This window comes from Vibrio ishigakensis (assembly GCF_024347675.1).
GTDB lineage: Bacteria > Pseudomonadota > Gammaproteobacteria > Enterobacterales > Vibrionaceae > Vibrio > Vibrio ishigakensis.
The window spans coordinates 996,936-1,010,382 of record NZ_AP024882.1 but is presented as its reverse complement, the minus strand read 5'-3'; the positions used below and the strand labels follow the sequence as shown (position 1 = coordinate 1,010,382).

1 protein-coding gene is annotated in these 13,447 nt (G+C 47.2%); it reads right to left on the bottom strand.

The features are described from left to right. Nucleotides 1-98 precede the first annotated feature (98 nt). Nucleotides 99-13,331, bottom strand: coding sequence for a VCBS domain-containing protein (locus Pcarn_RS18410; protein WP_261835780.1), 13,233 nt, complete (start codon nucleotides 13,329-13,331; stop codon nucleotides 99-101). Between the last annotated feature and the right edge of the window lie 116 nt (nucleotides 13,332-13,447).

Sequence of the window (13,447 nt, the reverse complement as noted above, 5' to 3'; positions counted from 1 at the left end):
CTAAAAAAGCGTCGTCATACCGGAACGTTCAGCGAACGTATCCGGTATCTTTGAGAGCACACAACCTCTGATAACTTAAAGCTTAAGCCTCACAGCTATCAACTATGGTGATCACTCCAATCACTATGATCCAACGGGTCATGGAAGTGCTTCGTCGGGTCATTATCCTCATGGTTGTGGTGATGCTCATTAGCCGCAACTACACTCGTATCATCCACCGGAATACCATGCTCATCCAACACAGGCGCATTGTCAGGGTTCAGCACCAAGTCCAAATCCTGAGGCATTGCCTGATCACCCGTTTGATGCTGTGGCTCCGCAATACCTAGCTGGTCCAGGTATGCCTGCGCACCCTGCTGAGAATTATGACTTAAAGCTAGTGATTCAAGTGTCACTGTTTCAACCGGAACATCCTGCATTGGTTCGTCTGCAGAAATTGGAGGTGGTGGCGGTGGCGCAGGTTGAGACAATAAGGTATCAACATGCAGCGATGCCGTTGCCGCTGCGTGGCCTCCATTACCATCATCAACGTTATAGCTAAATTGGATGTCACCAGTAAAGCCTTTCTCTGGGGTAACAGTCCAAGTGCCATCATGATTATCAACCACAGTTGCATGCTGCGCAGTTAACTGAGAGATCGTTATTTCAGCATCAGTATTATCGGGATCGGTAACACTGGCTAACAGTGCTGCTTTCACTAACGTTACTGGGGAATCTTGAGTGATATGCCCCAAAGGAACATTTCCTGAAACCGTTGGAGCATCGTTGTCACCAGTGATGGTCACATGCACCTCATATTCAGTCCCATCCTTGGTATGTACTGTCACAGTATCTACCAAAGTATCACCAACGTTTAGAGCTTGCACCGCTGGGTTTTGCTTATCAGTTAAGGTGTAACCCCAGTGACCGTGCTCGTCGATATCTAAAGTCCCATATGTGCCATGTAAGCCGTTTGCTACCTGGAAGCCTTCTTCGCTTGGCCTATCTACATCTGTAACTGATAGCTCAGCAGCAGTCTTGCCACTTATTGAGTTTTCACGAACAGTGCCTTGGCTTACTTCAGTTACCACTGGTTTATCATTCACAGCCGCCAATTGCATGGTTGCAGTTTGTGCTACTGAGCCGCCATGTCCGTCATCAACTGTATAGCTAAATTCAACATCACCATTGTAATTAGGCTCTGGAGTGTAAATCCAATGATCACCCTGAATAGTGACACTACCGTGGTCAACAGTTAAGCCAGTAACATCTAATGTATCAGCATCTGCATCGCTAGCGCCTTGCAACAAACTAGCTTTGGTAATTTGAATACCGGTCGCATCTTCGTTTGCACCAGTGAGTGTCACAGCACTGGTAACCGATGGTGCATCATTGGTACCAGTGATCGTAATGGTAATATCCTGAGTATCCCCACCCAATGATTGAACTCGATAGGTAACAGTATCAGTTTCACCTGCACCAAGTTTCTGGATATGAGCGTTAGGCACCGAATAAGTCCAAGCACCAGACTGATCAAGGCTTAGGGTGCCACCATAAGGATCATGGACCGCATGAACATTGCGGTTAGTAGCAAAGCCACCTTCACCAACATCTGGGTCAGTGACACTCAGAACACCGGTAGTGAACACCGTATGGTCTGCATCACCTTGTACAGCGACGTCCTCTTGAACATCACCGGAAATATCGCCACTGAACACACCTGGATCGTTCACAGGGTCAACGGTAAAGGTCGCAGTTGCGGTAGCTTTAGCACCATGAGTGTCGACAACCTCATAAGTTACAGTCACATCACCATTGAAATTAGTAGCAGGGTGGAACACCAAATTACCATTACTATCCAACGAGACTGTGCCAGCTGCAGATGGGACACTTGGGTTCTCAATATGCAGAACATCGGTAATATCTATGTCACTCGCGTTGGCTAACAAATCTGCCTTAGCAATGGTTAAGTCTAGGTCCTCAGTTCCATGACCACTGAGTGTTAGTGCGCCCGATACCGTTGGTGCATCGTTCGTGCCATGGACAGTGATTTGGAACTCTTGAGTCGTTCCATCTACTGTATGAATGGTAACCTTATCAATAAAGGTTTCACCTTCACCTAGAGATTGAACTTTAGCGGTGTTGTTATCAAGTTGATAATGCCAATCACCATTTCGTCCAAGAACTACATGAGCCCCTAGCGTTGACATATACCCAATGCCAGCAGAGTTTTGAGCCGGATAAACAGGATCGAACTTGCTCTCACCTACATCTGGATCCACAACATCCATGTGACCACTAAAGAGTAGCCATTGCATGCCGTTAATCTGATCTTCTGTCACATCACCTGTAACCGTACCAGTAATCACAGCTGCATTATTGGTACCCACAATATCCACGCTCACCTGATGCGTCGTACCATCCACAGACTCAACTGTGAAAGTCTCAGTGACAGTCTGGCCATCAGGAATAGCCTTAATCGCATCGGGAGAATCCACATGATACTGCCAATGACCATCCGCAGTGATTGATAAGTGACCATAAGCTGATTGCTGTAGACCCGTACCCGCTTGGGTGCTGTCAGGTCCTATATTTTGGTTCGCAGTAAAACTATCTTGGTCATGATCAGGATCAACCACCTGTAACTGCTCAGACTGGGTAGTTGTCGTTGCAGAAATACTTGGGCCATCAGTTACTGTCGTATGACTGGTACCTGAGATAGTTGCAGCATCATTTGTACCTGTAAGATGAATGACTAGTTTTTGAGGAGTACTGTCACCGTGATTGTCACGAGCAACAATTGGGATTTCAATATCCTTGGTTTCACCATCTTGCAGCGAATTATATGCATGAGGGTCGAAGGTATAGCTACCGTCAGGATTCAGTGTGAAGCCAGCTACCGAAGAACCTTGCAGATGATAGGTTGTTAGCTGCCCTTGTAGATTATCACTGTCCACATCAGAAGACGTAAGTTGTCCACTAACTACGCCATCATCTTCATTGGCATTAATCTCAGCAATCTGATTGAGGACTGGAACATCATTTGTACCCGTCACCGTAATAACTAGATTCTTGGTATGACTTGCACCACCATGGTTATCCTCAACAACCACAGGGATAGTCAGTGTCTCTTTCTCACCTTGAGCAAGATGCTCAAAACTTGAATCCTTCATATCCAATGTATAAGAACCATCGGTATTTAAGGTAAAACCAGCATGGGTATAGCTAGTTTTGAAGGTCAATGTGTCTGCTGGGTTATCAGCGGTGCGTGTACCTTCCGTATCAATATCTGTAGCGCTTAGCTGACCGGATACAGTGTTACCACCCTCAGTGCCGTTTTTAGCTGTAATTGCTTGAAGTACAGGATTGTCGTTGTCACCCTTAATATCGACGGTTAGGTCGTAGTGCGTTCCATCTTGCGATGTTATCTGGAAGTGTTCAACAAACTTACCACCTTCACTAAGTTGCTGCACTCCAGGTTTGTCACCGCGAGTGAGAACGTAGTTCCAGTTGCCGTCTCTGTCCAATTGAAGATAACCAAACTTACCACCAATGTGGCTGTTCGCATGGAAGTTCTCTTCGTTGTGCCCATCTACATCGGTAATTCCCAACTGACCGTGAGCAGTTGCCTTACCATCTTCTTCAACAAAATCTGGATGCGGGTTAGTGATAACTGCTGGGTCGTTGGTAGGAGTTACTATAATCGCTGCTTGAGCTGTGGCTGTTGCACCAGATGAATCTGTCACTTCATAGGTAACATGCACAGTGCCGTGGAAGTTAGGGTTGCTAGGCACAAAGCGATAGCCATTGCCAGATACCTCAAATCTCCCTTTACTCTGATCACCTGATACTAGTGTTGGGGTGCCCGTCAGATGAAGTACGTCGTGATCTGTTGCAATGTCTGGATCCTTCACATGATTCAAGAACTCTTGTTCAGTGAATACACGTGTTGGTTTAGGCGTTGAAGTAGTAGACTCAGTCACAGATCCTAATCTGAAATCAGAGGCAACTGGTTTGTCGTTTACCGCAGTTACAGGAAGTGTTGCGCTGACTGTTCTCACTTGGGAGTGAGGCATACCATCGGTAACCTCAAACGTGAAGTGAAGATCGCCGTGTTGGTCCTGTTTCGAGGTAAAGATGAATTCACCCTGTCCATTATCTTGAACCGAAACAGGTGCACCGCCTGCGCCAGTGATTTTCACATGTGTCACATGCAAGGTATCGCCGTCAGGATCTGTTGCTCCAGCAAGTTTAAGCAGTTCTTGTGTCGATACTCTGTGCGTACCAAAGTCCTCTTTTTGAGCGGCTAGGTGTATGTCGGTATCTGTTACTTCTGGTGGTCTGTTATGACCTACAACAGTTAGAGTAATTTCTTGAGTGTCCTTGCCACCGTGTCCATCGGTAACCTCGATTGGTACCTTAAAGACTTGGGTTTGTCCTGGTGGAATATTACCAAAGTGGGCACTATCAGGGATAAAGGTGTATCCACCATTGCCATCCACCGTAAGGCCCGCAAGGTGACCATTGCCGTCCAAGAACTCTTTAGGAAGAGGGTTGCCCTGACTATCAGTAGGCGCACCAGCTCCAAATGACAGTGTATCTCCGTGGTCGATATCTCTAGCAGTTACTTGGCCAACCACGTGCGTGGTATCAACTTCTGCAATATCAGTGCCGGAGATCTGCTGATTTTGAGCATTCTCTATATGCTGCTCTACATGCGTGATTTCAGGGGCGTCGTTAGTACCTGTGATAGTAACAACAAGTTTTGTAGGCGCAGCGTTTGGTCCTCTAACTATGAAGGTTTCAGTTGCAGTTTGGCCTACCCCCAACTGGTTGATTGGATCCGTTGGGCTGTTGTGTTGATTAAGGTGATACTCCCAACCGCCATTGGGCTGTAGTTTCAAATAACCATACGCTGGAGTACCATCACCATGAGGATTAGGTAACAAGTGGTTTGCACCATACACATCATCATGGTTGTGATGGGTACCTGACACATGTACTTGATGGATAGTACCAGTAACCTTATCCCCGCCCTCTGCAATCTGAGTGTTGTAGATATCTTGCTCGAACTTATCTACATCTGGCGGGGTTGTCGTCGTTGTGCCCCCCTGATGATTATTACCACCACCGGATGGTTTTTGCGGCGGTAACTGAGGTGCATGACGTATAACATCAAAAGAGGTGTGCATTGGTGTGGAGGCTATACCGTCAGTCACCGTATAGTCTATCTCTACCCGCCCCGTAAAACTGGATGCCGGGATAAATTGGTACCCCCCCTGACCATCTTGCTTTAAGGTACCTACACTTGGATCGTGTAAGTGAACATCTGTTAATTGGTGCCCAGCCCCAGTCGCTGACAATCTACCAATAGATAACTTATCTCCAGTATCAGGATCGGTTGCCCTATCTAAAAACATTTGGTCTTTAAAGTGGGCCACTGGGTTAGCAACGGGAGCCCCTTGCTTATCATCGAGATACAAGTTAGGTAGCGGTAAACCTGTTGCAACAGGCGCATCATTAGTACCTGTTACCTTGATCTGCACCGTATCTTTTATTGAAGCGCCACTAGGGTCCGTTACCGTGATAACAGCATTGACTATTTGTACCTCACCTTCACGAAGGTGGTTGTAAGCAGATACCGTTGGTTCAAAGGTATAGATACCTGTATCTGGGTCGATGGTAAAACCAGGAATAGGTTTATCCATACTGTAATGCAATACATCCGTTGCATCTTTATCGGAGACATGTAGCTTACCAATGACAGCATTACCATCTTCGATGGCGGTGACTCTATCTACTTGAGTAACCTCAGGAGCCTCATTCTTACCAGTGATATCAATATTGATAGTATGAGGCGTACCATCAGCAGATCGGAATGTCACTGTATCGAGCAGATGCTCGCCTGCACCTAGCGCAAGAACCGCAGGGTCTTTATCGTTCAAGGTATAGTGCCAATGACCATTTCTATCTATTGAGGCAAAGCCATGGGTTCCAGGGATTGAACTTGTTGCCCTGAAATGGTCCTCATCTTTATCTGGGTCGGTTACGGTTAGATAGCCTTCAGCATGTAAATCACTGCCGTCAGTAACGCTCAAATCTTGATGTTTCGATTGGTCAGGAACGATCAACGCGGGATCAGGCAATGGATTCACATGCAAATTGGCATGAGCACTAGGGGTTTGACCATGTTCAGCGGTTTGAATATTCGCACCGGTATATCCATCAGAAACAGTAAAGCTGAATCGAATATCATGACCAAATTTGTGGCTGTTCCAGTTCGCCGATGGCGTAAACAACCAACCGCCGTTTGGATCTTTCGTTAGCTGACCAGCCCCCTGCGTATCTAGATGCAGAGACGTGACATGTAAATCACTATTCGGATTATCGATATCCGCTGTATTTGCTAGAAGCTGCGCTTCACTAATATGAATAGCTTGAGAATCCTCATCTATATGAGGCAAATTCACATTTCGTGCATTTGGTGCATCATCCACTGGGTTAACATGGATGTAGCCACGCTCAGTAACTACCCCACCATGGTTATCATCAATTTTGAACTCAATTGGCACATCACCGTTGAAGGTATCTGAGTTTTGGTTGTGCGCTGGAATGAACTCAAAACGTCCCATACCATGGTCGACCAATCGACCGTACTTGGGGTCTACCGTTGGGTTAAATACATCGAGTTTATCGTGCTCTACATCCTGGATCTGAAGAAGTGGATTACCCCAAGTTGCATCAGCCTTACCCAATGTAAACCTGATCGCTCCATCTTCGTCCACATGAAGTGGCGCTACTTGATTTACAGTTGGATTGTCGTTTTGCCCTTTCACCGTGAAATGCATATGTTGTTGATCATGCGCACCGTGGTTATCAGTTACCGTAACTAGGACATCAACCTTAGCATTCTGGCCCACTTGCAAATGCTGGTAAACCTGCGCACTTGCATCAAATACAAAGTGGCCATCATTATTCAAGGTTAAGCCAGCGTCTTTCGCTGATACTGTGGTTTCCTGACCATGTTCGTCTGTTATTTTTACAAGCGTATCAAAGGTATAGGTGTCACCTTGTGGGTGGCTTGGATCTTTATGGTCATCGACATCACTGAAGAAGACTTTGCCTGATATCTGGCTGTCTTCATTTACTGTTAGCTGGGGTTGGTGAGCTCTATGACCCCCACTATACATATTTTGCTGTGTCGCAAAATGTCCTGGGCGATCTTCGACTTTTAGTACAGTGAGGTGTGGTCTGTCATTTGTACCTTCAATAGTAAGGTGCAGGGTCTGCTGAGTAGTACCGCCGTGTTTATCGTGAACAGTTACTAAAACATCTTCAGTCATGGACTCTCCCACAGAGAGATGCTGAAGAATACGAGCATCCGTATGAACCGTAATCTGTCCAGTGTGAGAGTCTATATCTATCCAACGAGGGTTGTGATTTCGAGTGTCTAAGTGGTCATCAATGCTGTAGGTCAAGTCAGTATCATCAACATCACTTACGTGTGGCAACGCCACAGTTTGAATGTGTTTATTCTGACCAGGTTTGCGTTCATCTTCATGAAACGTCACTGGAGCATAAGCCGCTAGCACTGGGTCATCATTCGTACCGTGGACGGTAACAGTAACTTCTTGTTCTACAGGCTTGCCTGATGAATCGGTAACCAATACGGTGAAGACATCGGTAGGGTTCTGACCATTTTGAAGCTTCTGTGTATCCGGGTCTGAATTATCTAACTGGTAGTTCCAATGACCATTCTGATCAATGGTGAAAGTGCCATACTTACCAACGCGGGTCTCAGTGCCGGTAGTCGCGCCATCCACAGACCAGGTCAATGTGCCGTCGTTGTTGTCATAGTCGGTAGCAGTAAGATCACCGGCAATGCTTGGAGTACCTGCATTGGCATTTGCCGTGCCACCAGCCTCAGTCACCGCTCCAGTGTGCGTACCTTTAATCACAGGCACATCGTTTGAACCGGTTACTGTGATTTCTACATTGTGTTTGACCGGAGTACCGGAAGAGTCAGTATCGGTAACTTCAAACACTTCTTTGGCAACCTCTCCTTCATGGAGCCTGTCTGCGGCAGAATTTCGAGAGTTGTCTAGAGTGTAGGTCCAGTGCCCAGTTTTAGGGTCTATGGTCAAAGAGCCATACGTGCCTTGTCCATTAGTCACAGCCCAATGTGCAGGGTCGCCTTTATCAGTCTCAGTAGCAGTCAAGGTACCAGACACACTTGGCGTGCCGGTTTCGGCTTCCGGATGTCGATTCGAATCAGGATGCGAACCCGCCTCGACTACACCACCCGTATCACCTGTATTGGCAATGACAGGTAGGTCATTAGTGCCATTTATGGTAATCACTACCTGATGCTCTGTTCCATCGGCACTATGAACTGTGATTGTGTCGGTTAGTGAATCCTTCGCTTTTAATTCTTGAATAGCAGTCTGGGAATTATCGGCTTCATAGCGCCAATTACCACTGGCATCGAGCGTAAGCGAACCATATGAACCTTGGATCGTACCCGCTTGGAAGTGGTCTTCACCACTGTCTACATCGGTTACCGACAATACACCATTTGCATGAAGCTGATGTTGAGCATTCAACGCATCATCTTCTTTAAGTGTCGCAGTATCTTGGCCGGTTATTTTAGCCTGGTCATTACTACCAGTTACCTGAACCGTAACCTGATGTTCAGTAGTAAGGCCCGCTTTATCGGTCAAACGCACCGTGAAGGTTTCAGTCACTTGCTGCCCTTGAGTCAAGGCTTCAGTAACCGGTCGGCTATTGTCCAATGTATAGGTCCACTGGCCATTCGCGCCAACACTTAGCTGTCCGTAAACACCATCACCCGCAGCATGGCCTGTTAATGGATTCACTATACTCCAGGTTGTTGAGTCACCAGTATCAATGTCAGTACCAGTCAAATGCCCGGTAGCCGTATCAGTACCTGCAATTACCTGCCCTGCAGGCGTAGAACCGTGCTCAGTAACTGAACCCGCGTCACTATCTTGACCAACAAGGGAAATAACAGGTCTGTCGTTGGTGCCTTCAACCGTAACAACCACATCTTGAGTAGTGGTTGCTCCGTTGCTATCCGTCACCAACACATGCAGTGTTTCTGTGTGGGTTTCACCCTTAGCAAGGGCTTGATGTGCGGCATTATCTAGCGTGTAAGTCCATGCACCTGAACTTGGGTTCAGGGTAAAACTACCAAATTGCCCTTTTAGATTATTGGTCGCTGAATACTTTAGGGTGTCGTGTTGATCCGCATCTGTTGCAGTAACCTGGCCTCGCACAAACAACACATCGTCTTCTTTTACTTTTTCAGTTTGTGGAGAGCTGGTAATAACAGGGGCATCATTGGTGCCTTCTACATCAACTGTAACTTGCTGAGTCACCTTAGCACCATGCTCGTCGGTCACTGTTACCAGCATCTGTTCTTGGTAATGCTCACCCTGCCCTAGGACTTGAGAAGCCTTTTGGTCTAGTGTGTAGTGCCAAACTCCACTGCTTTTATCCAGTGTAAAGGAGCCGTATTTTCCTTGAAGATTGTCAGGCGAATATGTCAGTACCGCACCATGGTCAACGTCACTTGCCGTTACCTGACCATTAGCACTCATAACCTTATCTTCGGTTACTGTGCCCTTCTGAGCGTGACTGGTAATCTTAGGTCTATCATTGGTACCTTCAACATCAATGGTCACCTGCTGAGTTACCTTGGCACCATTCTCGTCGGTAACAGTCACCAACATAGTTTCAGTATGATGCTCACCTTCTGCCAGCGCTTGATGAGCAGTGTTATCAAGGGTATAGGTCCAAGTGCCCGAACTTGCATTCAAGGTGAATGCACCATACTGGCCTTGGAGATTATCAGGGGTATAGGTAAGCACCGCACCATGGTCTACATCGGTCGCCGTTACCTGACCACGAGCAAACAGCACATCATCTTCTTTTACAGAGCTGGTTTGAGCCTGGCTTGTGATCACAGGTCTATCATTGGTACCAGTAACTTCGACTGTGACTTGCTGAGTGGTGCTAGCCCCATGCTCATCTTTCACCGTCACTAGCATGGTTTCAGTGTGCTTTTCGCCAACCGCTAAGTCTTGATGGTGCTGACTGTCTAGAGTGTAGGTCCAGGTACCTGAGCTTGGGTTTAGTGTGAAAGAACCGTAGGTTCCTTGTAAGCTATCAGGCGAATAAGTCAGAACTGCACCATGGTCTACATCACTGGCAGTCACCTGCCCTTTGGCAAACATGGTTCCATCTTCATTCACCGCCCTAGATTGAGCTGAGCTAGTGACAACAGGCTTGTCGTTAGTACCTTCTACCGTTACCACTACGTCTTGGGTAGTCGTGGCACCTTTATCGTCGGTCACAGTAACGTGCAAGGTTTCGGTATGGGTTTCACCAAGCGCTAGCGCTTGATGAGCTGAGTTGTCTAGTTTGTAATGCCATGCACCTGAACTTGGGTTCAGGGTAAAGCTACCGTAAGCACCTGTTAATTCACCTTGTGGAGCCGAGTAGGTTAGCACCGCACCATGATCTACATCTGAAGCTGTCACTTGCCCGCTGGCTGTCAGAACATCATCTTCTTTAACCGTTTCTGCTTGTGCCGAGCTAGTAATCACAGGTTTATCGTTGGTACCTTCAACCTCGACGGTCACCTGTTGCGTAGTCTTGGCACCGTGCTCATCTGTCACAGTAACTAACAGAGTTTCAGTATGATGCTCACCCTCAGCTAGCGCCTGATGGGAAGTATTGTCTAGCTTGTAGGTCCAAGCACCCGAGGCTTTGTTCAGAGTAAAGGTACCGTATTGACCTTTAAGGCTATCTGGTGTGTAGGTTAACACTGCACCATGGTCTACATCGGTGGCAGTAACCTGCCCACGCACAAACAAGGTCGCGTCTTCTTTTACTGTCTCGCTCTGTACACCGCTGCTTATTGCTGGCTTATCATTGGTACCTTGCACCTCTACAGTCACCTGTTGAGTAGTTGTTGCACCGTTCTCGTCGGTTACCGTCACCAATAGTGTTTCTGTATGATGTTCACCAAGAGCAAGTTCCTGATGTGCATTATTGGCGAGGGTATAGGTCCAAGTACCTGAGCTAGGATTAAGAGTAAACGAACCGTAGTGTCCTTGAAGGTTATCAGGGGAATAGGTGAGTACCGCACCATGATCCACATCCGTTGCCGTTACCTGACCACGAACGAATAGCACATCATCTTCTTTGACCGTTCCAGTCTGAGGCTGGCTAGTAATAACCGGTTTGTCATTGGTGCCTTGAACCTCAACGCTTACCTGTTGCGTTGTTTTCGCTCCATGCTCATCGGTTACCGTGACCAGCATGGTCTCTGTATGATGTTCGCCCAATGCCAAGGCTTGATGCACGTTGTTATCTAATTTATAGGTCCAAGCTCCTGAAGACTTATTAAGCGTAAACGTACCGTATTGGCCTTTAACTGTATCTGGGGTGTAGGTCAGCACCGCACCGTGGTCTACGTCCGTTGCCGTCACTTGGCCGCGAACGAATAGCACATCGTCTTCTTTGACCGTTTCACTTTGGATACCGCTGCTGATAACCGGTCTATCATTGGTGCCGGTAACTTCAACCTTAACCTGTTGTGTAACTTTCGCACCGTGCTCATCGGTTACGGTAACTAACATGACCTCGGTATGGTGCTCTCCCAGCGCCAGATCTTGATGGGCATTGTTATCTAAAGTGTAGGTCCAAGCTCCTGCTCCGGAATTAAGGGTAAACGCGCCATACTTTCCTTGAAGACTGTCGGGCGTGTAAGTCAGTACCGCGCCGTGGTCCACATCGGTAGCTGTAACCTGACCGCGAACGAACAGCACATCATCTTCTTTAACCGCACCGCTTTGAGGCTGACTAGTTAGTACAGGTTTGTCATTGGTACCTTCAACTGTAACAACCACCTGTTGAGTAGTTGTAGCGCCTTTATCATCCGTAACGGTCACCAACATGGTTTCGGTATGAGACTCACCTAATGCCAAATCCTGATGGGCGTTGTTGTCGAGCTTATAGGTCCAACGACCTGAACTTGGGCTCAATGAGAAAGAGCCATACTGCCCTTGAAGATTGTCTGGGGTATAAGTGAGCTGTGCGCCATGATCCACATCCGACGCCGTCACTTGGCCATTTACTGCAAGCACATCATCTTCTTTGACTGTGCCAGTTTGGGCCTGACTGGTGATAACAGGCTTATCATTAGTACCAGCAACCTCAACGGTTACCTGTTGCGTAGTCTTGGCACCGTGCTCATCGGTCACTGTGACCAACATGGTTTCGGTATGATGTTCGCCCTCGGCAAGCGCCTGGTTACCTTGATTATCTAGGGTATAAACCCACTTACCACTGGCTGAATCTAACGTGAATTGGCCATATTGGCCTTGAATGTTGTCTGGGGTGTAGGTCAATACTGCGCCATGGTCTACATCAGATGCGGTTACCTGGCCACTTGCCGATAATACGTCATCTTCTTTGGTTGCCCCTGTTTGCGCTTGACTGGTGATCACCGGAATATCATTGGTACCTTTTACTGTAACCGTGACTTCCAGTGTTTTTGAAAGACCAAAGGTATTGGTCGCAGTCACCTGCATAACCTCGGTGTGGGTTTCACCTTGAGCTAAGTCTTGGTGACCCTTGCTATCTAGGGTGTAGGTCCACTCGCCGCTATCTTTATCTAGGGTAAATTCACCGTATTGCCCCTTTAGATGATCGGCGGTAAATTCAAGGTCGATACCCTTTTCGCGGTTATGAATATCTACAGTACCGTTGGCTGAAGCCACCATATCTTCCACAACCGTGCCAGTTTGTGGCGTGCCACCGATTGGGTAAGCGACGTGAGATGTCCCACCAGTGGTGTTAGTCGTTGGTGTGATAACTGGGGTTGGCTTGAAGGTATTTACGCCATGGGTATGGTCGGTAGTGCCGGTCAATGGAGTAACAGGCTTGCCATAGTTGGCATGATGAAAATGGTGGTTTCCTGTGTTCTGGAAATAGCCTTTGGGTTTGTCGTTGCCACCTACGAAAGGGACTGGCTGAGGGTGCACTTCTTGGTGCCCTTCGACAGGAGTCGCTACATAGTGATTTTCATTATCATCATGATGATAAACAGTGTGATGAATTTCGGACTGAGGCTCATCACCTTCAGGCTTAGCGGCAACGTGATAGCTTGGGAGAACATATGAGAAGGTGCCAGCGCTAGGAACATAATCTTTCGACGGTCTAAACTGCCTAGCCTTATTCTTTTTACTTTTCTGAGACTTAGCTTGCTCATTAGTCTCAGCTTGTTGCTTGTTGATGTTCTCTTTTTTTCCGTCACTGGCCATGAAAATCCCGCCCAAATTCATCAATAAAAAAACTGCATTTGATACTTCATCTTGCCCGTTAAATTGAGCCCCTTACCTCTCAATTTAAGGGTATGTAAAAGTGTAGTACCAACTGG

What these genes read in the sequence shown, in the direction of transcription:
- Pcarn_RS18410 (WP_261835780.1), bottom strand. Translation starts at nt 13,331, where the DNA reads ATGGCCAGTGACGGAAAAAAAGAGAACATCAACAAGCAACAAGCTGAG.